The sequence below is a fragment of the Pseudomonas nitroreducens genome, assembly GCF_024170165.1.
In the GTDB taxonomy this organism is placed as follows: Bacteria; Pseudomonadota; Gammaproteobacteria; order Pseudomonadales; family Pseudomonadaceae; genus Pseudomonas; species Pseudomonas nitroreducens_C.
In genome coordinates this window covers 275284-296038 of the sequence record NZ_JALJXP010000003.1, presented here as the reverse complement: position 1 = coordinate 296038, position 20755 = coordinate 275284, and the positions used below count along the sequence as shown (strand labels likewise).

General features: G+C 66.8%; 20 protein-coding genes. 10 read left to right on the top strand and 10 right to left on the bottom strand.

Going from position 1 to position 20755, the window contains the following annotated elements; all coding sequences use genetic code 11:
- Window positions 1–55: 55 nt before the first annotated feature.
- Genes phnE through J2T47_RS08450 form a run of 4 tightly spaced genes read right to left on the bottom strand, consistent with a single transcriptional unit; the run spans window position 56 to window position 3319 of the window.
- On the bottom strand, window positions 56–826 hold the full coding sequence (gene phnE / locus J2T47_RS08465; RefSeq protein WP_253444663.1) for a phosphonate ABC transporter, permease protein PhnE: 771 nt from the start codon (window positions 824–826) through the stop codon (window positions 56–58).
- Window positions 823–1665 carry a PhnE/PtxC family ABC transporter permease gene (locus J2T47_RS08460; protein WP_253444660.1) on the bottom strand — a complete coding sequence of 281 codons (843 nt, stop codon included), beginning with the start codon at window positions 1663–1665 and terminating at the stop codon, window positions 823–825. The genes phnE and J2T47_RS08460 overlap by 4 nt, the downstream gene beginning before the upstream one ends.
- On the bottom strand, window positions 1659–2465 hold the full coding sequence (locus tag J2T47_RS08455; RefSeq protein WP_253444657.1) for a phosphonate ABC transporter ATP-binding protein: 807 nt from the start codon (window positions 2463–2465) through the stop codon (window positions 1659–1661). The genes J2T47_RS08460 and J2T47_RS08455 overlap by 7 nt, the downstream gene beginning before the upstream one ends.
- Entirely contained in the window at window positions 2462–3319 is an 858-nt protein-coding gene (locus J2T47_RS08450) for a putative selenate ABC transporter substrate-binding protein (protein ID WP_253444653.1), read from the bottom strand. Before J2T47_RS08450 ends, J2T47_RS08455 begins: the two co-directional genes overlap by 4 nt.
- A gap of 156 nt (window positions 3320–3475) precedes the next feature.
- Between J2T47_RS08450 and J2T47_RS08445 the strand changes: the two genes are divergently transcribed.
- Entirely contained in the window at window positions 3476–4375 is a 900-nt protein-coding gene (locus tag J2T47_RS08445) for an NAD(P)-dependent oxidoreductase (RefSeq protein ID WP_253444649.1), read from the top strand.
- Window positions 4372–5163 carry a hydroxypyruvate isomerase family protein gene (locus J2T47_RS08440; RefSeq protein WP_253444646.1) on the top strand — a complete coding sequence of 264 codons (792 nt, stop codon included), beginning with the start codon at window positions 4372–4374 and terminating at the stop codon, window positions 5161–5163. Before J2T47_RS08445 ends, J2T47_RS08440 begins: the two co-directional genes overlap by 4 nt.
- A 16-nt stretch (window positions 5164–5179) precedes the next feature.
- Here J2T47_RS08440 and J2T47_RS08435 read toward each other — a convergent pair whose 3' ends face one another.
- A complete protein-coding gene (locus tag J2T47_RS08435) occupies window positions 5180–7342 on the bottom strand; it encodes a putative bifunctional diguanylate cyclase/phosphodiesterase (RefSeq protein WP_253444643.1) in 2163 nt (720 codons plus the stop codon).
- 295 nt (window positions 7343–7637) lie between these two features.
- Here J2T47_RS08435 and J2T47_RS08430 point away from each other — a divergent pair, with 295 nt between their 5' ends.
- Complete coding sequence (locus J2T47_RS08430; protein ID WP_253444639.1) at window positions 7638–9296, top strand: phosphoethanolamine transferase; 1659 nt, start codon at window positions 7638–7640, stop codon at window positions 9294–9296.
- An 80-nt stretch (window positions 9297–9376) separates the two neighbouring features.
- Here J2T47_RS08430 and J2T47_RS08425 read toward each other — a convergent pair whose 3' ends face one another.
- Entirely contained in the window at window positions 9377–9829 is a 453-nt protein-coding gene (locus J2T47_RS08425; RefSeq protein WP_253444635.1) for a universal stress protein, read from the bottom strand.
- 230 nt (window positions 9830–10059) lie between these two features.
- Complete coding sequence (gene rapA, locus J2T47_RS08420; protein ID WP_253444627.1) at window positions 10060–12912, bottom strand: RNA polymerase-associated protein RapA; 2853 nt, start codon at window positions 12910–12912, stop codon at window positions 10060–10062.
- 226 nt (window positions 12913–13138) lie between these two features.
- On the opposite strand from rapA, the gene J2T47_RS08415 reads away from it, so the two are divergent.
- The 7 genes from J2T47_RS08415 (at window position 13139) to J2T47_RS08390 (ending at window position 17801) form a co-directional block, all read left to right on the top strand.
- Window positions 13139–13444, top strand: a complete 306-nt coding sequence (locus tag J2T47_RS08415) for an aspartate-semialdehyde dehydrogenase (protein ID WP_253444624.1) — start codon at window positions 13139–13141, stop codon at window positions 13442–13444.
- Window positions 13445–13492: 48 nt separating this feature from the next.
- Complete coding sequence (locus J2T47_RS08410) at window positions 13493–14092, top strand: alpha-ketoglutarate-dependent dioxygenase AlkB family protein (RefSeq protein ID WP_253444621.1); 600 nt, start codon at window positions 13493–13495, stop codon at window positions 14090–14092.
- On the top strand, window positions 14089–14250 hold the full coding sequence (locus J2T47_RS08405; RefSeq protein ID WP_088419735.1) for a hypothetical protein: 162 nt from the start codon (window positions 14089–14091) through the stop codon (window positions 14248–14250). The genes J2T47_RS08410 and J2T47_RS08405 overlap by 4 nt, the downstream gene beginning before the upstream one ends.
- Window positions 14251–14453: 203 nt before the next feature.
- Window positions 14454–14564, top strand: a complete 111-nt coding sequence (ccoM, locus tag J2T47_RS29200; RefSeq protein WP_277873429.1) for a cytochrome c oxidase subunit CcoM — start codon at window positions 14454–14456, stop codon at window positions 14562–14564.
- 181 nt (window positions 14565–14745) lie between these two features.
- On the top strand, window positions 14746–16734 hold the full coding sequence (locus J2T47_RS08400) for an FUSC family protein (RefSeq protein ID WP_253444619.1): 1989 nt from the start codon (window positions 14746–14748) through the stop codon (window positions 16732–16734).
- Window positions 16721–16930 carry a DUF1656 domain-containing protein gene (locus tag J2T47_RS08395; protein WP_253444616.1) on the top strand — a complete coding sequence of 70 codons (210 nt, stop codon included), beginning with the start codon at window positions 16721–16723 and terminating at the stop codon, window positions 16928–16930. Before J2T47_RS08400 ends, J2T47_RS08395 begins: the two co-directional genes overlap by 14 nt.
- 13 nt (window positions 16931–16943) lie before the next feature.
- Window positions 16944–17801 (top strand): efflux RND transporter periplasmic adaptor subunit, encoded by an 858-nt coding sequence (locus J2T47_RS08390; RefSeq protein WP_253444612.1) that lies wholly within the window; start codon window positions 16944–16946, stop codon window positions 17799–17801.
- On the opposite strand, the gene J2T47_RS08385 is transcribed toward J2T47_RS08390, so the two are convergent.
- From J2T47_RS08385 to J2T47_RS08375, 3 genes are all read right to left on the bottom strand, one after another.
- A complete protein-coding gene (locus J2T47_RS08385) occupies window positions 17782–18957 on the bottom strand; it encodes an MFS transporter (protein WP_253444609.1) in 1176 nt (391 codons plus the stop codon). The genes J2T47_RS08390 and J2T47_RS08385 overlap by 20 nt on opposite strands.
- Window positions 18958–19098: 141 nt before the next feature.
- A complete protein-coding gene (locus tag J2T47_RS08380) occupies window positions 19099–19569 on the bottom strand; it encodes a MaoC family dehydratase (RefSeq protein WP_253444606.1) in 471 nt (156 codons plus the stop codon).
- The gene (locus J2T47_RS08375; protein WP_253444603.1) at window positions 19566–20519 is read right to left on the bottom strand and encodes an alpha/beta hydrolase; all 954 of its coding nucleotides are present in this window, start codon (window positions 20517–20519) and stop codon (window positions 19566–19568) included. The genes J2T47_RS08380 and J2T47_RS08375 overlap by 4 nt, the downstream gene beginning before the upstream one ends.
- Window positions 20520–20755: the final 236 nt, after the last annotated feature.

Here is a 20755-nt window from a genome sequence, read left to right as displayed (position 1 = left end):
ACGAAAAGCCCGGCCATGTGCCGGGCTTTTTGTTGCGCGCCATCGACCGCAGGGCTCAGTGACTCACCCAGCGCTGCCGTGCCCAGGCGCTCAGGCTGTCGACGCACAGCACCAGCAGCAGCATGGCGATGATCACTGTGGCTGCCTGGGCCTGCTGGAACAGGCTGAGGCTGAAATACAGCATCTGCCCCAGGCCACCGGCGCCGACGAAGCCGAGCACGCTGGCCATGCGGATATTGTTCTCCCAGCGGTAGAGCATGTAGGCCACCAGCTGCGGCCAGACAGCCGGCAGGGTGCCGTAGGCGAAGGCAGCTACGCGTCCGCCGCCGGCCAGGCGCACCGCCTCGGCCGGAGCGGTCGGGGTGTTCTCCAGCGCTTCGGCGAACAACCGGCCGAGCACGCCGCCGGTGTGCAGCGCCAGCGCCAGCGTGCCGGCGTTCGGGCCGAGCCCGGCAGCCAGCACCATCAGTGCGCCCCAGACCAGTTCCGGCACGGCGCGCAGGGCATTCAGGAACAGCCGCGACAGGCTTTGCGCGATACGCCCGAAGCGCCCGGCTGCCGGCAGTGCCAGCAGCATGCCCAGCAGTGCCGCGAGCAGGGTGCCGATGGCGGACATGGCGAGGGTTTCCAGGGCGCCACGGCCGACCGCCGTCAAGTGCGCGCGGCTCACGTCCGGCGCGAGGAAGTCGCGGCCGTAATCGAGCATCTGGCCGAGGCCGCGGGTGTCGAACAGCCCGCCGGTGTCCATCTCCAGGTAGGCGAAGGACGCACCGATGGCGAGCAGGATCAGCAGCAGCCAGCCGAGGCTGCGCAGCAGGCCGGTCATTCGAGCCTCCCGCGCAGGAAGCGGCTGAGCAGGTCGGCGCCCAGCACCAGCACCAGGAAGGTCAGCAGGATGCTCGCCACCTCGCCGCCGGCGAACATGCGCAGCGACAGGTCGATCTGCTGACCGAGGCCGCCGGCGCCGACGAAGCCCATTACCACCGAGGCGCGGATCGCACATTCCCAGCGGTACACGGTGTAGGAGATCAGTTCTGCCGCCGCCGAGGGCAGTACGCCGTAGGCGAAGGCCTGCAGTCGCGAGCCGCCACCCAGCAGCAGTGCGCGTGTCGGGCGCGGGTCCACCGACTCGAAGATTTCCGCGTAGACCTTGCCGAGCATGCCGCCATAGGTGATGGCGATGGCCAACACCCCAGCGGTAGGGCCCAGGCCCACGGCGCGAACGAACAGCAGCGCCCAGACGATTTCCGGCACGCTGCGCAGCACGATCAGCAGCCCGCGCACCGGCCAGCGCAGCGCCCGTGCCCACCAGGCCGGCAGGCCGCCGCGGGGCAGGGCGGAGATCGACAGCGCGCGCGTCGCCAGCAGGGCGGCGGGGAAGGCGATCAGCCAGGCCAGCGCCATGCCGGCGGTGGCGATGGCCAGGGTCTCCAGGGTGGCGCGGCCGAGCAGGGCGAGGAATTCCTGGTCATGGGCCGGCGGCCAGAAGCCGCCGAGGAAATTGGCCATGGTCCGCGCGTTGTCGCCGCTGAACAGGCCGGCGATATCCAGCTCGGACAGGTGCAGGCCCGGCCACAACAGGGCCAGGGCGAGCAGGGTGAGCAGCAGGCGCGGCAGAGCCGCCGGGTCGCGGGGCGCGTTCTTGGAAAGTGCCGGGTTCAGCATCGCGGAATCTGCACCACCAGCGGTTTGCCCACTGGCGAGGAAGCGTCCTGCTGGCCGAGCTGCTCGTTGGCATAGAGGGCGCGCAGGTCCTCGGGGGTGACGTTCTCCGCCGCCTTGTCGAAGGCGATACGGCCGTCGCGCACGCCGACGATACGCGGGAAGTGTTCCAGCGCCAGGTCCACCGCGTGCAGGCTGGCGAGCAGCGTTACGCCACGGTTCTGCGCTTCACGGGTGAGCACGCCGAGGGTGTGGCCGGCGAGCACCGGGTCCATGGCCGAGACGGGTTCATCGGCCAGCAGCACTTCGGCCTGCTGGTACAGCGCGCGGGCGATGCCGACGCGCTGCAGCTGGCCGCCGGACAGCTGGTCGCAGCGTTCGAAGAGCTTGTCGCCCAGATCCAGACGCTGCAGCTCGCTGCGGGCGCCGGCACTGTCGACGGGGTAGAGCAGGCTGGCCAGGCTTTTCCACAGCGGCCACTGGCCGAGGCGGCCGGCGAGCACGGCGGTGACCACCCGCTGGCGCGGCGGCAGTGGCGGGGCCTGGTGCACCAGGGCAATGCGCGAGCGCAGGCGCTGGCGCGCGGGGCCACTGAGTGCCCAGGGCTGGGTGCCGAGCAGGTCGTAACGGCCGGAAGCCGGTTTCAGTGCGGTGGCGAGGATGCGCAGCAGGGTAGTCTTGCCGGCACCCGACGGGCCGATGATCGCCACCCGTTCACCGGCAGCGACGCTGAGGTCGATACCGGCGAGCGAGCGCTGGCCGTTGGCGTGGATATGCTCCACGCCGGTCAGTTTCAGGGTCACTTCAGCAGGCCGGCCGCGCGCGCCGATTCCTCGATGCCGGTGTAGTTCTCCGGCTTGGTTTCGATGAAGCGGCTGGCCGCCTGCAGATCGAGGATTTCCTTGTCGCGCGGCTTGCTCGGGTCGAGGGCGAGGAAGGCCTTCTTGATCTTCTCGGCCAGAGCCGGGTCGAGGTTGCCGCGCACGGTCCAGTTGTAGTCGTAGTAGGTCGGGGTAGTGGCGAAGACCTTCACCTTGTTGGTGTCGACCTTGCCGCTGTCGACCAGCTTCTGCCAGACCGAGGCGTTGAGCACGCCAGCGTCGACCTTGCCGGCCTGGACCCAGGCCACGGTGGCGTCGTGGGCGCCAGAGTAGGCCACGCGGGAGAAGAACTGCTCGGGTACCACGCCGTCCTTCTGCATGAAGTAGCGCGGCATCAGGCTGCCGGAGGTGGACGATACGGAACCGAAGGCGAAGGTCTTGCCCTTGAGGTCCTGGATCGATTTCACGTTCGGGTCGGCGGTGATGAATTTACTGGTGAACTGCTGGTCCTGCTCGCGCTGTACCACCGGGATGGCGTTGCCGGTCTTCAGGCGCGCCTGGACGAAGGTGAAGCCGCCCAGCCAGGCCATGTCGAGGCGGTCCGAAGCCAGGGCTTCGACGACGCCGGCATAGTCGGACACCGGGATGAACTTCACCGGCATGCCCAGTTGCTCTTCCAGATAGGCGCCCAGCGGCTTGAACTTGCGCAGCAGCTCGGTGGGGGCTTCATCGGGAATGGCCGAGACTTTCAGTTCTTTCGGGGTGTCGGCGTGGGCGAATACGGCGGACAGGGACAGGGCAAAACCGGCGGCGAGCGCCAGGGAGCGTTTCAGCATGGGGAGAGTTCTCCGGTTCAATGGCGGAAAAAACCCCGGGAGTATAGTGATGGCGCGGCTGTTTGGCAGCCTGCTTGTGGTCCGCCGGGTCAACTTCATGCCTGCTAGAATGCCGCCTCCCCGTGCCCGTCCTGCTGTCGAACTGGAGATCACCCCATGTCGTCCCCTTTGCCATCCCTCGCATTTGCCGGTCTCGGCCTGATGGGCGTACCCATGACGCGCCGCCTGCTCGCCGCCGGTTACCCGCTGAGCGTGTGGAACCGTTCCGCCGGCAAGCGCGACCTGCTGGCCGCCGAGGGCGCCAGGGGCGTGGAAACCCCCGCGCAGCTTTGCGCCGACGCCGAGGTGGTGATGCTCTGCCTGGCCGATACCGCCGCCGTGCGTGAAGTGGTGTTCGGGGCTGGCGGCATCGTCGAGAGCGCCCGCGCCGGCCAGCTGCTGGTGGACTTCTCCAGCCTGGAGCCGGCCGCCACCCGCGAGATGGCCGCCGAGCTGCAAGCGCGCACCGGCATGCGCTGGATCGATGCGCCGGTCTCCGGCGGCACGCCGGGCGCCGAAGCCGGCACCCTGGCGATCATGGCTGGCGGCCGGATCGAGGACATCGAGCGTGTGCGGCCGATCCTTGCCCACCTTGGCCAGCGCCTGACGCGCATGGGCGATGTCGGCGCGGGGCAGGTGACCAAGGTGTGCAACCAGATGATCGTCGCCTGCAATGCCCTGGTGATCGCCGAAGTGGTGGCGCTGGCAGAAAATTCGGGCGTCGATGCGAGCCTGATCGCCCCGGCCCTGGCCGGCGGTTTCGCCGATTCCAGACCCCTGCAGATCCTTGCCCCGCAGATGGCCGAGAGCCGCTTCGAACCGGTGAAGTGGCACGTGCGCACGCTGCTCAAGGACCTGGATACCGCCGTGAAACTTTCCCGCGAGGAAGGTTCGGCCACCCCCATGAGCGGCCTCGCTGCGCAGCTGATGCGCCTGCACGGCAGCCAGGGCCATCTCGAACGCGACCCGGCTACCCTGGTCGAGCAATACCGTCAGTCGAAGGAATTTCCCGCATGAAACTCTGCGCCAACCTGTCCCTGCTGTTCACCGAAGTCCCGCTGCTGCAGCGTATCGACGCCGCCGCCAAGGCCGGTTTCGAGGGCGTGGAGATCCAGTTCCCCTACGACGTGCCCGCGCAGGACCTGAAAGCCGCGCTCGACGAAGCCGGCCTGCCGCTGGTGCTGATCAACCTGCCGGCCGGTGACCTGATGCAGGGAGGGCCGGGCATTGCCGCCGTGCCGGAGCGCGCGGCAGAGTTCGAAGCGGCGCTGGCCAAGGCGCTGGACTATGCGCGCATCGTCAAACCGCAGCACATCAACGTACTGGCCGGGCGGCTGGTCGAGGGGCTGGAGCGCGAGGTCGCGCTGCAGACCCTCGCCGAGCGCCTGCGCGCCACCTGCGATGCCTTCGCCGGCAGCGGCACCGACGTGTTGATGGAAGCCATCAACTGTCACGACATGAAGGACTTCCTGCTCAATACCCCCGAGCACCTGCAGGACATGCTCGAGCGTGTGGCGCGGGAAAACCTTCGCGCGCAACTGGACCTCTACCACATGGCACGCATGGGCCTGGAGCTGGTGGATTGCATCTACGCGCTGATGGGCCAGATCGGCCACGTGCAGTTCGCCGACTACCCCGAGCGCGGCGAACCGGGCTCGGGCGAGATGGAGTTCGAAGTGCCGCTGCAGGTGCTCGATGACGTCGGCTACGACGGCTGGCTGGGTGCCGAGTACCGTCCCACCGGTACCACCGCCGATTCCCTGCGCTGGCTGCCGCGCTGGCGCGCCGGCAAGTTCGACTTCTGAGCCTGGATCAAGGGCCTCAGGCCTGGCTGCGCAGCAGCGCCGCGTCGCTGTCCTCGCGGTAGGCTTCGAGGAAGTCCACCAGCGCGGAGAGGGGCAGGGGCCGGCTGAACAGGTAACCCTGGGCCAGCTCGCAATGGTTGTCGCGCAGGAACGCCAGTTGCTGCGCGTGCTCCACGCCCTCGGCGATCACCTTCAGGTGCAGCTTCTGCGCCATGGCGATGATGGCCTGGGCGATCTCGCTGTCACGCCGTGATTGCGGCACATCGCGGATGAACGACCGGTCCACCTTCAGCGCATCCAGCGGCAGCTGGCGCAGGTAGGACAGCGACGAGTAGCCGGTGCCGAAGTCATCGATGGACAGGCTCACGCCCAGGTCGCGCAGGCGATTGAGCAGCGGGATGGCCTGGCTGATGTTGGACATCACGGCGTTCTCGGTGACTTCCATCTCCAGGTAGCGCGCATCCAGTCCGGTGTCTGCGAGGGTCTGCTGGACTTCATCGACCAGTCCCTCGCGCCCCAGGTTGCTGGCGCAGCAGTTCACCGCCACGCGCAAGTCCTTGTAGCCCAGATCGTGCAGGCGACGCAGGTCCTGGCAGGCGCGGCGCATCACCCAGGCGTCCAGCGCGCCGATCAGGCCATTGGCGGTCGCCAGGCCGATGAAGCGGTCCGGCGCCAGCAGGCCGTGGGTCGGATGCTTCCAGCGCACCAGGGCTTCGAGCTGCTCCACGTCGCCGTGGTCGATGCGCAGGATCGGCTGGTAATAGAGCACCAGCTCGTCGTCCCACAGTGCCTTGCGCAGTTCCTCTTCCAGCTGCAGCTCCTGGGTCGCCTTGGTCTTCAGGTGCGGACTGAAGAAATGCGTGGCATTGCGGCCGTTGCCCTTGGACTGGTACAGCGCGAGGTCGGCGTGCTTGAGCAGTTCTTCGGGTTGCTCGCTGTCGTTGGGGAACAGGCTGATGCCGACGCTCATGGTCATCACCAGGCTGCGCCCGGCGATGCTGATCGGCTCCTTCATGCGCTGCATCAGGCGCTGGGCGAGGATGCGCGCCTCGTGGTCCTCGCCCAGGTCGGCGAGGATGCAGAACTCGTCGCCGCCAAAGCGCGCCAGCAGGTCGGTGCTGCGCAATGCGCTGCGCAGGCGTTCGGAGACAATGCACAGCAGCTCGTCGCCGGCGGCATGGCCAAGGGAGTCGTTGACCCGCTTGAAGTGGTCCAGGTCCAGCAGGATCACCGCCATGCCCTGGGCCTTCTGGCGATTGCGTTGCAGACGGGCCTCGAACTCGTCGTTGAGGGCGTTGCGGTTATGCAGGCCGGTGAGGCCGTCGAAGCGTGCCAGTTTCTGCAGCGAGGCGTTGGCGCTGTCCAGTTGGGTGAGCAGGGCGTTGACCCGGCTCAGTTCGCTGACCTTGCTTTCCAGGCTGTCCTCGATCCAGGCAGCCCAGAGCCCGGCCAGCACCACGGCGAGGGCCAGCAGACCCACCATCAGCCCGAGCTGGATGGCGTTGTTGCGGCCCAGGTCCGCCACCGGCGCCACCCAGCTGGGCAGGGTCAGGGTCAACGCGGCCATGCCGGTGAAGTGCATGCTGGAAATGGCGCCGCCCAGCAGCAGGCTGGCGAGAATCTGGTAGATCCACTGGCGGCCCGGCGGCTGGCGGTTGAGTACCGGCGCCAGCACCAGCGCGACGAACGCCACCAGCACGGCCATCAGTACCGAGAGGGTGACCAGCAGCGGGTCGTAATGCTGCATCGGCGGCGACTCGATGGCCGCCATGCCGGTGTAGTGCATGCCGGCAATGCTGGCGCCGATGCAGCAGGCGGCCAGCAGGTATTGCAGCGGGCTCAGTCCGGCGTGGGCCAGCAGGCGCATGGCAACCACGCAGATGGCGATGGCGATGAGCAGTGAAAGCAGTGTCAGTCCGCCGGTGAAGTGCAGCGGCACCGAGGCGTGGAAGGCCAGCATGGCGACGAAGTGCATCGACCAGATGCCGCTGCCCAGGCAGATGCCGCCGACCCACTGCCAGCGATGGGCGTGTTGCGGAGCGCGAACCATCCGCGCGGTGATGTTCAGGGCGACGAAGCTGGCGGCGCAGGCAATGACGATGGCCAGCAGAACCAGGCCGGTATTGTGGGAACACTCCAGCAGCACAGCATCGGGTACGGCGTCCTGGTGCCAGTCCATGGGCGGGGAGCTCCGAATGTGGGGGGGTGTGAGAGCAAATTGATATCACTTTGCTGTGAGTCTAGAAAGTCGCTTTCCGCTCGCAAGGCCTGACAGTTGTTTCCGACAGACTGGCTGCCTATAGACGACGTACGGTAGTACCAAAAGGCCACATAGCTCATACCCCGGTGAAGTGGCAGAAGGATGTAGCCAACTTGACACTTTTTTGACTAACTGCCCGCTAGAGTTGCGCCGCCGGCCGGCAGGGTCGGCCATCCCATTTCCTATCCGACTATCGATGTAAGGAGTGTGCTCGATGTCCGAGGGCAAGCGCCGCCTCTTCCCACAGGTCAGCCCCGCGCGGCTGATCCTGGTGTTCTCGCTGGCACTCGTGCTGTTCTACAACTTCGCCACCTGGCGCGCGCTGAACAGCCTGGTGCCGATGGCAGGCCTCTGGGGTGTGGCGTTCTTCGCGTCCTTCGCCTTCTTCCTGTGGGCAGCCTTCACCCTGCTACTGACCCTGGTGTCGTTCCGCCCGCTGCTCAAGCCGGCGCTGACCCTGGTCGCGCTGGTGTCGGCGGCTGCGGCATATTTCATGAATTCCTACGGTGTCGTGATCGATACCGTGATGGTGCAAAACATCATCGAGACCAACCCCGGTGAAGCCACTGCGCTGTTCAGCGGGCGCCTGGTGGCCTACCTGTTGCTGCTGGGCGTGCTGCCGGCGGCAATCATCTGGCTGACGCCAGTGCGTTACAGCCCGTTCTTCCGCGGCCTGCTGAACAAGGTACTGGTGATCTTCGGCTGCCTGGTGGTGGTCGCCGTCTGCGTGGGTGCGTTCTATTCCACCTACGCCCCGGTGTTCCGCCAGGAAGAGAAGCTGACCCACTTCATCAACCCGACCAACTACATCTACGCGGTGAGCAAGTTCACCAAGCAGCGCCTGGGCATCAAGGAAAACTTCGTGGTGCAGCCCATCGGCGAAGATGCGGTGATGCCGCAGAAGGTGCGCGCCGACGGCAAGAAGTCGCTGATGATCTTCGTGGTCGGCGAAACCGCCCGCGCGGACCACTTCTCCCTCAACGGCTACGCCCGCGACACCAACCCGGAGCTGAAGAAGCTCGACATCCTCAACTTCACCAATGTCAGCTCCTGCGGCACGTCGACGGCTGTGTCGGTGCCCTGCATGTTCTCCAGGTTCCCGCGTGAGGACTACAGCGACAAGAAGGGCAAGACCAACCAGGGGCTGCTGGACATTCTCCAGCGCGTCGGTGTGTCGGTGCTCTGGCTGGACAACAACAGCGACTGCAAGGGCACCTGCCTGCGCGTGCCCAACCGCGATATTCCGAAGGACCAGCCCGGCCCGTTCTGCGACGGCAAGAACTGCCTGGATGAGGCCCTGCTGCAGAACCTGCAGGCCTATATCGACGGCCTCAAGGACAACGCCATCATCGTCCTGCACGCCGACGGCAGCCATGGCCCGGAGTACTACGAGCGCTATCCCAAGTCGCTGGAGCGCTTCACTCCGGTGTGCCGCACCAACCAGCTGGGCAGTTGCAGCAGTGAGGAACTGGTGAACGTCTACGACAACACCATCCTCTACACCGACTTCTTCCTGTCCAGGGTGGTGGAGCTGCTCAAGCAGAACCAGGAGCGCTTCGATGCCTCGATGATCTACGTCTCCGACCACGGCGAATCGCTGGGCGAGAATGGCGTCTACCTGCACGCCGCGCCCTATGCTATCGCTCCCAAGGCACAGACCCACGTGCCCATGGTGATGTGGTTCGGCAACGGTGCGCTGGGTGGTATGGGGGTGGACCGTGGTTGCCTGGAGAAGAAGGCCGACGGTGCCGAATTGAGCCACGACAACCTGTTCCACTCGGTGCTGGGTCTTTACGGCGTGCACACCAGCCTGTACCAGCCGGACCTGGATATCTTCCACTCCTGCAAGCGCGACATGACTGCTGCGCAGTGACCTGAGCGCCGCTCTGAACGGCGGCCACGAAAAAGGCCCTGCGGTTTGCACCGCAGGGCCTTTTGTCTTTGCGCGGGCTGTTATTTCTCGCGAACCAGCAGCACCGGGCGGTTGCTGACGCGCAGCAGGCCTTCGGCCACGCTGCCCAGCATCAGACGGCGCACGCCGCGGCGGCCGTGGGTACCCATGACGATGATGTCGGCCTTGGAGGCTTCGGCCTCGACCTCGATGCGCTCGGCGATCTCTTCGCTGGCGCGCTCCTGACAGACCCGCTCGTAGCTGGCCTTGACCGGGTACTCGGCGATCTTCTCCTTCGCCTTGCCGAGGATGTCATCGGCCGCCTTGAGCGCGGCTTCACGCAGCGGCTCCGGGTTGTAGTACACGGCGTAGTCGGGCAGATGGCGCAGCGGGCTGTCGACGATGGTGACGACACGCAGCTCGCCGCCGCTCAGTTGGGCCAGCTTGGCCGCTTCGACCAGGGCGCGGTCGGAAACCGGGCTGCCGTCCACCGCTACCAGAATGCGCTCGTACATGATGTGTTCCCTCAATGAGTGGCTTGGTAAGGAAACTCTATCCCCCCATGGGCGAGAATCCCTTGCGCAGCGTCAATGGTAGTCGGTGTGTCTGAAAGTGCCGGGAATAGAGCGGCTTGATTCGCTGATTGCGGACCTCGCCTATACGTAGGAGCCGGTGGCAACGGCAGCCATGAAAAAAGCCGCCACAGGTCACCCGGTGGCGGCTTCTTCATGACGCGTTGGTCGGATCAGCCAGCGACCAGTACGCGAATCGCTTCCAGGCGCAGAGAGGCCTTGTCCAGCAGCGCCAGGCTGTCGTCGCGCTGCTTGCGCAGGGCGTCCAGTTCGCTGTCGCGCACGCTGGGGTTGACGGCCTTGAGCGCGGTGAGGCGCGCCAGTTCTTCGTCCAGGGTCGCGGTCAACTGCTGGCGGGCCGCTTCGACGCGCTCGGCATGGCGCGGGGTGATCTTGGTCTCGGCCTGGGCGAACTGTTTGGCCAGCACATCACGCTGCGCCTGCACGAACTTGTTGGCGCTGGCGCGCGGCACGCTTTCCAGCTGGTCGTTCAGGGTCTCGAAGGACACGCGGGCGGACAGGTCGTTGCCGTTGGCGTCCATCAGGCAGCGCAGCGCCACCGGCGGCAGGAACCGGCCCAGCTGCAGCTTGCGCGGCGCCACGGCTTCGCTGACGAACAGCAGTTCCAGCAGCACGGTGCCGGGCTTGAGCGCCTTGTTCTTGATCAGCGCCACCGAGGTGTTGCCCAGCGAGCCGGACAGCACCAGGTCCATGCCGCCCTGCACCATGGGGTGTTCCCAGGTGAGGAACTGCATGTCTTCGCGGGCCAGGGCCTGGGCGCGGTCGTAGGTGACGGTGACGCCTTCGTCGTCGCCCAGCGGGAAGCTGGCGTCGAGCATCTTCTCGCTCGGGCGCAGGATCAGGGCGTTCTCGGAGTGGTCTTCGCTGTCGATGCCGTAGGTGTCGAACAGGCGCTCCATGTAGATCGGCAGGGCGAACTGGTCGTCCTGTTCCTCGATCTCCTCCACCAGTGCCTCGCCTTCGCCAGCGCCGCCGGAGTTCAGCTCCAGCAGGCGGTCGCGGCCGTTGTGCATCTCGGCTTCCAGCGCCTCGCGGGCGGCGGTGCCTTCGGCCAGCAGGGCCTCGAAGGCGTCGTCGTCGCCGCCGTCCAGCAGCTCCACCAGGCGCGGGCCGAAGCGGTGCTGCAGGGCGTTGCCGGTGGGGCAGGTGTTGAGGAAGGCGTTCAGCGCCTGGTGATACCACTGGAACAGGCGTTCCTGCGGGCTGTTCTCCAGGTGCGGCACGTGGATCTGGATGGTGTGCTTCTGGCCGATCCGGTCGAGGCGGCCGATGCGCTGCTCCAGCTGGTCCGGGTGGGCCGGCAGGTCGAACAGCACCAGGTGGTGGGCGAACTGGAAGTTGCGGCCTTCGCTGCCGATTTCCGAGCAGATCAGCACCTGGGCGCCGAATTCTTCATCGGCGAAGTAGGCGGCGGCGCGGTCGCGTTCGAGGATGCTCATGCCCTCGTGGAACACGGTTGCCGGGATGCCGGACTTCAGGCGCAGGGCATCGCCCAGGTCCATGGCGGTCTCGGCGTGGGCGCAGATCACCAGCACCTTGTACTGCTTGAGCATCTTCAGGGTGTCGATCAGCCACTCGACGCGCGGATCGAAGCGCCACCAGCGGTTGTTCTCGTCGCCATCGTCGGACTGCGCCTGGAAGCTGACTTCCGGATAGAGATCCGGGTGCTCGCCCAGCGGCAGCTCCATGTACTCGATCGGGTTGGTCAGCACATACGGATGCAGCTGGCGCTCCGGGAAGCCCTGCACGGCGGCGCGGGTGTTGCGGAACAGTACGCGGCCGGTGCCGTGGCGGTCGAGCAGCTCGCGCACCAGGCGGGCGCGGGCGTCTTCATTGCCGGCCTCGACGCTGGCCAGCAGCTCGTCACCCTCGCTGCCGAGGAAACCGTGGATGGCCTGGCGGGCGGCGGGGGACAGGCTGCCCTGGTCCACCAGTTCCTGCACGGCCTCGGCGACCGGGCGGTACTGGGTGCTTTCGGTGCGGAAGGCTTCCAGGTCGTGGAAACGGTCCGGATCGAGCAGGCGCAGACGGGCGAAGTGGCTGTCCAGGCCAAGCTGTTCCGGGGTCGCGGTGAGCAGCAGCACGCCGGGGATGACCTGGGCGAGTTGCTCCACCAGCTGGTATTCGGGGCTGGCCTGCTCCGGGTGCCACACGAGGTGGTGGGCTTCGTCGACCACCAGCATGTCCCACTCGGCGGCGAACAGTGCGTCCTGCGCCTTCTCGTCCTCGCGCAGCCACTCCAGCGCCACCAGGGCCAGCTGGGTGTCTTCGAAGGGATTGCTGGCATCGCTCTCGACGAAACGCTCGCGGTCGAACAGGGCGACTTCCAGGTTGAAGCGCCGGCGCATTTCCACCAGCCACTGGTGCTGCAGGTTCTCCGGCACCAGGATCAGCACGCGGCTGGCGCGGCCGGAGAGCAGCTGGCGATGGATCACCAGGCCCGCTTCGATGGTCTTGCCCAGGCCCACTTCGTCGGCCAGCAGAACGCGCGGCGCCATGCGGTCGGCGACTTCGCGGGCGATGTGCAGCTGGTGCGCGATGGGTTGCGCGCGGGCGCCGCCCAGGCCCCAGAGCGAGGACTGCAGCAGGCGGGTGCGGTGTTCCAGGGTGTGGTAGCGCAGGCCGAACCAGGACATCGGGTCGATCTGCCCGGCGAACAGGCGGTCGCTGGCCAGGCGGAACTGGATGAAGTTCGACAGCTGGGTTTCCGGGACGGTGTGCTGCTCGTTCTGCGCAGTGAGGCCGTGGTAGATCAGCAGGCCGTCGATCTCGTCCACTTCGCGGACGGTCATCTTCCAGCCTTCGAAATGGGTGATCTGATCGCCCGGGGCGAAGCGCACGCGGGTCAGCGGCGCATTGCGCTCGGCGTACTGGCGGGTATCACCGGTGGCGGGATAGAGCACCGTGAGCATGCGGCCGTCCAGCGCCAGGATGGTCCCCAGGCCGAGTTCCGCTTCACTGTCGCTGATCCAGCGTTGACCGGGTTGATACTGCGCCATGGACACCTCCCAAAAAAAGCCGGCTATGGTACCGGAACGCGCAGCGTTCAGCGATGGCCGTCGGCACCTCCGGTCGCCCGAATCATCTGCAGGGCCTGCTGGAGGCGCGCACTCATCGCGAATCGTGGAAAGTGTAGCGAGGCGCTCTCAAGTCTGTAGGACTCCGGCCGATAGCCTGACCAGAGGACTTGTCAGCGCACTTCTCCACAGGGCTCGCCCCCAGGAACAACCGATGCTGCCGCCCATTCCCCATAGTCTGGCACCCGTCACCGCCCAGCAGGACGTGCTCAAGCCGCGACCGGATGTCACCCCGGTGACCCCGCCTGCACCCAGCGCGGGCAATGCCGGCGTGGAGCTGGAGCGCCGCCCTGACGAACAGGCGCTGCGCGAGGAATACCAGCGACGGCGCAAGCGTCGCCAGCTCGCCGACGGCACGCCCGAGGGCGAGGCGCTGGAGGAACTGGAGGAAGTCGAGGAACTGGGCGAAGACGTGCGGGCCGCCCAGCGCAAGGGGCTGTGGATCGATGTCGAGGTCTGACCCGGCGGGGGAGTAGACTGGCCCCATCGCTGAGTACACGAGCTTTCCATGCTGTTCGACGACGCCCCGATCCTTCTCCCCGATGCCGAGCTGCGCCTGATTCCCGACTGGTGCCCGCCGGCGTGTGCGGCCCAGTGGCTGGAACAACTGCTCGAACAGACGCCCTGGGAGCAGACCGTCGTGCACCTGCACGGGCGCGATTACCCGGTGCCACGCCTGGTCAACTGGTACGGCGATCCCGAGGCTTTCTATACCTATTCCGGCCAGACTCACGTGCCGCTGCCCTGGACGCCGTTGCTGGCGGAAATCCGCTCGGCGGTGGAGCAGGCCGCCGGCCAGCGCTTCAACGGCGTGCTGCTCAACTACTACCGCGATGGCCAGGACTCCATGGGCTGGCACAGCGACGACGAGCCGGAGCTCGGGCGCAACCCGGTGGTGGCCTCGTTCAACCTGGGTGGCACGCGGCGCTTCGACCTGCGCCGCAAGGGGCGAAACACAATCGAACATTCCATCGAGCTGTCCGGCGGTTCGCTGCTGGTCATGTCCGGCGCGACACAGCATTATTGGCAACATCAGGTCGCCAAGACGCGCCGTCCGGTTGCGCCTCGCCTGAATCTGACTTTCCGCCTGGTGCATGCCCTGCCATGAGCAACGACGACAAGCTGATCGACTTCACCGCCGAGCGCGACAAGCGCATCCACGACGTGCACGAAAAGCGTCTGCAGGACGTGCGCAAGGCCTTCGAGCAGGCGCTGCCGCTGGGCAAGCCGCGCAAGAAGGGCAAGAGCAAGCCGAAGAAACGCTGATTCACCCCCTCCCAGGGCCGCAAGGCCCCGCTCTGCGCGGCTTCCCGCCGCACCCGAGACCCTCCGGAACTTGACCTGCGTCAGTGCTCCGGCCCTCCCCGGAAAGCGCTCTGTCGACCATTGATCCAGGTCAATGGGTCCCGCCCGGCCGCCGGTAATCTGCACACATCCCCAGACGATGTAGGCAACAGGAGGCCAGCATCATGTTCATCGACGAAGTGGTTCTCGCAGGCGTCCTTACCGTTGGCCTCATGGTTCTGTTCTTCGGTGGGGTCGGAATTTTCATCTGGAAGGACAGCCACAAGAAGGGCTGATCCTTACGGATACACAGAGCACGCAAGGCACTTCGGGCGACTTAGGTCGCCCGTTTTTTTTGCCCGTACGAAAGTCGCGGTGACATATAGTTAGCTTGCTAATAATATGGTTGATAGCAATTATCTCCGCCCCGTTGCCGGCTATCTTTAACCCATAGTCCGGAGCCTTTCGAGAGACCGCGTGCGACCTACGCTGCAGGCATTCCTCGCGCCAGATACGCTGGCGCTGAAATTCGCGATCAAGACCCTCCTGGCCGGCGGCCTGGCGCTCTGGTGCGCCTTCCGTTTCGACCTGGAGCAGCCACAGTGGGCGCTGATGACGGTGTTCATCGTGTCCCAGCCGCTGTCGGGCATGGTGGTGGCCAAGGGCATCTTCCGCCTGGTCGGCACGCTGATCGGCACGGCCATGTCGGTGGTCATGATGGCGCTGTTCGCCCAGACGCCCTGGCTGTTCCTGCTGGCCATCTCGCTCTGGCTCGGTCTCTGTACCGCCGCTTCCACCAGCCTGCGCAACCACGTTTCCTACGCCTTCGTGCTGTCGGGCTACACCGTGGCGATCATCTGCCTGCCGGCGATCAGCCATCCGCTGGATGTGTTCGACCAGGCCGTGGCGCGCAGTACGGAAATCTGCCTGGGGATCCTCTGCGCCTCGGTGGTCAGCGCCATCCTCTGGCCGCGCCGCGTCGAGGCCAGCCTGGGCAAGCAGGCCCACGCCACCTGGCTCACCGGCATGCAGGCCGCGCGCAACGAGATCGACGCCGACGCACGGCAGATCAAGGGGCTGCTGCAGGCGCTGGGCAAGATCGTCGAAGTCGACGTGCAACGTGATCATGCCTGGTTCGAGGGCTATCGAGGACGCATGCGCTCGCGGGCGCTACGGATTCTCTCCCGCGACCTGCTCAGCCTGCTGCGAACTGCGCGCGGCGTGGCCCGACAGCGCAGCGTGCTGGATGCCGGGGACCGTGCGCGTCTACAGCCCTGGTTCGAGGAACTGCGCGCCGTACTGGATGATCCGCAGGTCGACGCCATGCGCTCACTGCAGGAGCGCCTGCAGGCCGCGGGCCTGGAGGAGAGCTACTCCAACGACCTGCGCTACTGTCTGACCCGCTGCGCGCTGTTGCTGCTCAAGGCGCTGAACTCGGAGAAGACCATGCGCGCGGTGGCGGACGGTCAGGTCGACGATGTCGCCACCGGCACCCTGTCCTGGCACCGCGATGGGCTGATGGCGCTGTTCTACGGGCTGCGCAGCGCGCTGGCGCTGCTCGGCATGTCGGCCTTCTGGATGGCTACGGCCTGGCCCGCGGCGACCGGTGGCATGCTGCTGGCGGCGGTGATCTGCAGCCTGTTCGCCAACCGTGACAACGCCGTCACCATCGGCCTGGGCTTCCTGCGCGGCATCCTCTACGCAGTGCCCGCCGCCGCGGTGGTGACCCAGTGGCTGCTGCCGCAGTGGAACGGTTTCCCGTTGCTCTGCATGGCGCTCGGCGTGCCGCTGTTCTTCGCGCTGCTGGCCATGGCCACACCGGCCCTGGCGGGCACCGCGACGTCCTTCTCGATTCACTTCATCACCCTGGTGGCGCCCAGCAACGTGATGACCTACGACCTGGCCAGCCTGCTCAACTCGGCCCAGGGCATCGTCATCGGCGTCGGCTTTGCGGTGCTGATCTTCCGCCTGCTCACCCTGCCGGCGAACTGGCTCAACCGCCGGCTGATCCAGGCCACCTGCGAAGACCTCGGGCGCCTGACCCGAAGGCCGCTGGCCGAAGCCGAGAACTGGTTCGGCGGGCGCATGGCCGACCGCCTGATCCGCCTGGCACGGCACTACACCCTGCTGCCCAGGGAGGAGCAGAAGCGCTGGCAGGACGGCCTGCTGGCGCTGGACCTGGGCAATGAACTGATCCACCTGCGCTCCTGCCTCAGTGGCGCCCAGGGGCAGTTGCGCCAGCGTCGCGACCAGTTCCTCGGCTCCCTGGGCAGCGTGCTGGAAAAGGGCCCCGGCGCCGGGCGCGAGCAACGTCTGGAAAGCCTCTGCCCGCCGTTGGAGGAAGCCCTCGCGCAGGACCTGCAGGGCGACAACGAACCCAACCGCCTGGCCCGCGCCGCACTGGCGCAACTGCGCCATAGCTGGCGGCAGTGGTGCCGGCTGGAGGAACCCCATGGGGCTGCATGAATTTGCCTGGGGCGGCGTCTACCTGGGCCCGCTGTTCATCTATGCGGTGCTGGCCCTGGGCCTGACCGTGGTACTGCGCCTGCTGTTGCAGGCGACTCCCTTCGGCCGCTGGATCTGGCACGAAGCCCTGTTCGATTGCTCGTTGTTCGTGCTGATCCTCTGCGGCCTGACCTGGGCCCTGAGTTCGGCACCCTGAGAGGAGAAGCCGTATGCGCGGAACCCTTCGCGTAGCCGTCACCATCGTCGTGGTCATCGCCGCCGTCCTGGCCGGCACCTGGCTGTGGCGCTACTACATGCTGTCGCCCTGGACCCGTGATGCGCGCGTGCGCGCCGACGTGGTGGTGATAGCCCCGGACGTCTCCGGCTGGGTCACCGACCTCGCCGTGCAGGACAACCAGCAGGTCAAGGCCGGCGACCTGATCATGCGCATCGACCATGAGCGCTACGCCGCGAACCTGGAGCAGGCCAAGGCCCTGGCCGAGACCCGGCACCAGCAGTACCTGCTGCGCGTGAGCGAGGCTTCGCGGCGCAGCAAGCTGGGTATCGCGGCGATCAGCGCCGAGGACAAGGAAACCGCGCAGATCAACGCCGCCATTGCCAAGAGCGAGTACGACGAGGCCCAGGCCCAGGTGCGCCTGGCGCAACTGAACCTGACCCGCAGCGAGATGCGCGCCCCGCGTGACGGCCAGGTGACCAACCTGCGCCTGGCCCAGGGCAACTACGCCCAGGCCGGCCAGGCGATGATGGCGCTGGTGGACCAGAAGTCCTTCTACGTCACCGCCTACTTCGAGGAGACCAAGCTGCCCGGCATCCGCATCGGCCAGCCTGCGCGGGTGGTGCTGATGAGCGGCGACGTCGCCATCGACGGCACGGTGGAGAGCATCAGCAGCGGCATCACCGACCGCAACGCGATCCCCGACAGCCAGCTGCTGGCCAACGTCGAACCGACCTTCAACTGGGTGCGGCTGGCCCAGCGTATCCCGGTGCGCATCCGCCTGGACAAGGTGCCCGAGGGCGTGCACCTGAGCGCCGGGATGACCGCCAGCGTTACCGTGAAGCAGCCGTGAGTCCGGCATCCATCCGCTCGCGCTGGAACCAGCAGGACAGCGCTGCGCAGAGGATGGACGCAGCCACCAGCGCGACGCCCACCCACGGCGTCCAGGCGATGCCCGCCAGGCTGATCACCGCACCGCCCAGGGCTGCGCCGAGGGCCACGCCCAGGTGCATGGCCGAGGTATTGAGCGCCACCCCGGCGCTGCCGCTGGCCGGGTCGCTGGCCAGCAGGTAACTCTGCACGGCCGGTGAGATCATCCAGCTGATGGTGCTCCAGACCATCAGCGCGCCCAGCAGCCATGGGTGGCCGAGGCTCAGCGGAATCGCCAGCATCGCCAGGCCAAACAGAACCGGCACCACCATCAACGCGCGGCGATGGCCGAGGCGGTCGCTCAGCCAGCCGCCCAGGTAGCCGCCACCGATGGCGGCAACGCCGATCAGCAGCAACGTCAGGGCGATACCCTGGCTGTCGGTGATCCCGGCGACCTGCTGGAACCAGGGCGTGATGTAGGCGAACAGGGTGAAGTGCCCGCCCAGCAGCAGGATCGACACCAGCTGCGCCAGGTTCAGCGCAGGATTGCGCAGCTGGCGCCGGTACGCCGCGCCATTGGCCGGACTGCTCAGCGTGCGGCGCGGCAGGGCGATCCGCAGCAGCGCGGCCAGCGGCAGCGAGTAGAGGGCGATGGCAGCGAAGATCCAGCGCCAGCCGAACCAGTCGTTGACCAGCACGCCGGCCGGCACGCCGAACACCAGCGAACCGCTGATGCCCATGAAGATCAGGCCGATGGCGCGCCCGCGCTGGGCCGGCGGCGCCAGCTCCACCGCCAGCAGGCTGGCCTGCATGATCAGCAGCCCGCAGCAGGCGGCCATGCCGATGCGCATCAGCAGCAGGGCAACGTAGCCGGGACTCAGCGCAGCGCCCGCGTTGAACGCGGCGAATACCAGCAGGGTGATGACCAGCAGCCGGCGGCAGTCGGCGCCACGGGTGAGCCAGCCAAGCAGCGGCGCGGCGATGGCGAAGCTCAGGGAGAACAGGCTGGTGAGCTGGCCGGCAAGGCTCAGGGAAACGTGCAGGTCGGCGGCGAGCGAGGGCAGGATGCCGGTGAGGATGGCCTCGGCGAGGCCCGCGGCAAAAGTACAGAGGGACAGCAAAAGCAGTCGAAGGTCCATGGCGGCTCCGATTCCCGGTGAGGGGTTTCGGGCACGAAGCCTTCGGTTATCCCAGGTGGATGTAGTGTGACGGGGCAGGTTAGTCGAGCGGAAAACTGTATACAAGTTTCCGGGGCCGGACGGCCGGCCCCGGAGCTCGCCTCAGCCGATGGTGATCGGCGGCAGCGCGGGCAGCTCGATGTTGAGCTTCTCGGTCGGCGCCATGACTTCGGCTTCGCCTTTGACCACCGCCTTGCCATCCTGGTTGAGCACGACGGTGCTGATGCGCACGCGGTTCTTCGGCAGCTTCTCCAGCACTTCCAGCTCCACGGTCAGTTCGTCGCCGAGCTTCACCGGGCGGGTGAAGCTCAGGTTCTGGCCGAGGTAGATGGTGCCCGGACCGGGCAGGGTGGTGGCGATCGCGGCGCTGATCAGCGCGCCGGTGAGCATGCCGTGGGCGATGCGCTCCTTGAACTGGGTGGTGGCGGCGTAGGCGGCGTCCAGGTGCACCGGGTTGCGGTCACCGGAGACCTCGGCGAACAGCTGGATATCGCGCTCGGTGACGCTGCTCTGGAAGTTGGCCTTCTGGCCGACTTCGAGTTCGTCGTAGGGAACGTTCTGTACGGAAGTCATAGGGGCTCCTCGGTTTTCTCGACCTGCGGGACGGGGCAGTGCACGCCCAGCCAGTCGATCAGGTTGGCGGTGACCTCGTCGCGGTTGCTCTCGTTGAACAACTCGTGGCGAGCGTCGGGATAAATCTTCAGTTGGACGTCACGAACCCCGGCCCGGGTCATCGCCTGGGCGAGATCGTTCAGGCGCTTGCCCTGGCTCACAGGGTCGCGCTCGCCGCCGATCACCAGCACCGGCAGGTCGCTGCGGACGCGTGACAGGTGCTCGACGGGGGTTATATCCGCCAGGCCGCCGAGCAGGTCCACCCAGAGCTGGTTGCTGCAGCGGAAGCCGCAGAGCGGGTCGGCGACGTACTTGTCGACCTCGGCCGGGTCGCGGCTGAGCCAGTCGAAGGCGGTGCGATTGGGTCTGAAGGCCTTGTTGAACGAGCCGAAGGACAGGAAGTCGATCAGCGTGCTGCGTCCCAGCGGGCCCTGGCGCCAGCGCTCGAAGCGGGCAATGACGCGGGCGCTGTTGTACAGCGCCACCGGCTGGTAATTGGAGCCGGACAGCACCGCCGCCTTCACGCTGGCGCTGTGCTGCATCAGGTAGGCGCTGCCGATATAACTGCCCATGCTGTGGCCGAGCAGGATGATCGGCAGGTCCGGGTGTTCCTCGCGCAAATGCTGGTTCAGGGTATGCAGGTCGCCGATTACCTTGCCCCAGCCGCCGCGGTCGGCGTAGTGGCCCAGTTCGCCGTTCTCGGCAGTACGCCCATGGCCGCGCTGGTCGATGGCGTAGAGGTGGTAGCCGGCTGCGTTCAGCGCAAGCCCCAGGCGCTCGTAGCGGCCGGCGTGCTCGGCCATGCCGTGGGACAGCATGAGGGCGCCGCGGGACGGGCCTTCGGGCGCCCAGTGGCGGGTGTAGAGTGGTGTCTCGTCGCTGGCGGCAAGCCAGTAGGCGGCGTAGGGCATGGGGTCCATCCTGCTTCTTGTTCGTCGATTCTTATTGGAATGGGGCCATGGAGCGGGCCAGACGGGGCGATTCTGCCACGCCGGGACATCTTCTGTATGGATTGCCGACAGCACCGGGGCATCGTCGTGGAAGTCCCGTCCCAGGCGGCCGTCGGCTCTATCCCGCGTCATGCCGGGGTGGTGGCGCAAGATTCACGCAGTCTATGACGCCGCCTGGAGTCTTTGCGATGACCAAA

Coding starts and splice junctions, on each gene's coding strand:
- ccoM (WP_277873429.1), top strand. CDS start 14,454: ATGTTCATCGACGAAGTGGTTCTCGCAGGCGTCCTTACCGTTGGCCTC.
- J2T47_RS08460 (WP_253444660.1), bottom strand. CDS start 1,665: ATGCTGAACCCGGCACTTTCCAAGAACGCGCCCCGCGACCCGGCGGCT.
- J2T47_RS08405 (WP_088419735.1), top strand. CDS start 14,089: ATGAGCAACGACGACAAGCTGATCGACTTCACCGCCGAGCGCGACAAG.
- J2T47_RS08430 (WP_253444639.1), top strand. CDS start 7,638: ATGTCCGAGGGCAAGCGCCGCCTCTTCCCACAGGTCAGCCCCGCGCGG.
- J2T47_RS08450 (WP_253444653.1), bottom strand. CDS start 3,319: ATGCTGAAACGCTCCCTGGCGCTCGCCGCCGGTTTTGCCCTGTCCCTG.
- J2T47_RS08445 (WP_253444649.1), top strand. CDS start 3,476: ATGTCGTCCCCTTTGCCATCCCTCGCATTTGCCGGTCTCGGCCTGATG.
- J2T47_RS08415 (WP_253444624.1), top strand. CDS start 13,139: ATGCTGCCGCCCATTCCCCATAGTCTGGCACCCGTCACCGCCCAGCAG.
- J2T47_RS08380 (WP_253444606.1), bottom strand. CDS start 19,569: ATGACTTCCGTACAGAACGTTCCCTACGACGAACTCGAAGTCGGCCAG.
- J2T47_RS08440 (WP_253444646.1), top strand. CDS start 4,372: ATGAAACTCTGCGCCAACCTGTCCCTGCTGTTCACCGAAGTCCCGCTG.
- phnE (WP_253444663.1), bottom strand. CDS start 826: ATGACCGGCCTGCTGCGCAGCCTCGGCTGGCTGCTGCTGATCCTGCTC.
- J2T47_RS08390 (WP_253444612.1), top strand. CDS start 16,944: ATGCGCGGAACCCTTCGCGTAGCCGTCACCATCGTCGTGGTCATCGCC.
- J2T47_RS08410 (WP_253444621.1), top strand. CDS start 13,493: ATGCTGTTCGACGACGCCCCGATCCTTCTCCCCGATGCCGAGCTGCGC.
- J2T47_RS08435 (WP_253444643.1), bottom strand. CDS start 7,342: ATGGACTGGCACCAGGACGCCGTACCCGATGCTGTGCTGCTGGAGTGT.
- J2T47_RS08425 (WP_253444635.1), bottom strand. CDS start 9,829: ATGTACGAGCGCATTCTGGTAGCGGTGGACGGCAGCCCGGTTTCCGAC.
- J2T47_RS08385 (WP_253444609.1), bottom strand. CDS start 18,957: ATGGACCTTCGACTGCTTTTGCTGTCCCTCTGTACTTTTGCCGCGGGC.
- J2T47_RS08375 (WP_253444603.1), bottom strand. CDS start 20,519: ATGCCCTACGCCGCCTACTGGCTTGCCGCCAGCGACGAGACACCACTC.
- J2T47_RS08395 (WP_253444616.1), top strand. CDS start 16,721: ATGGGGCTGCATGAATTTGCCTGGGGCGGCGTCTACCTGGGCCCGCTG.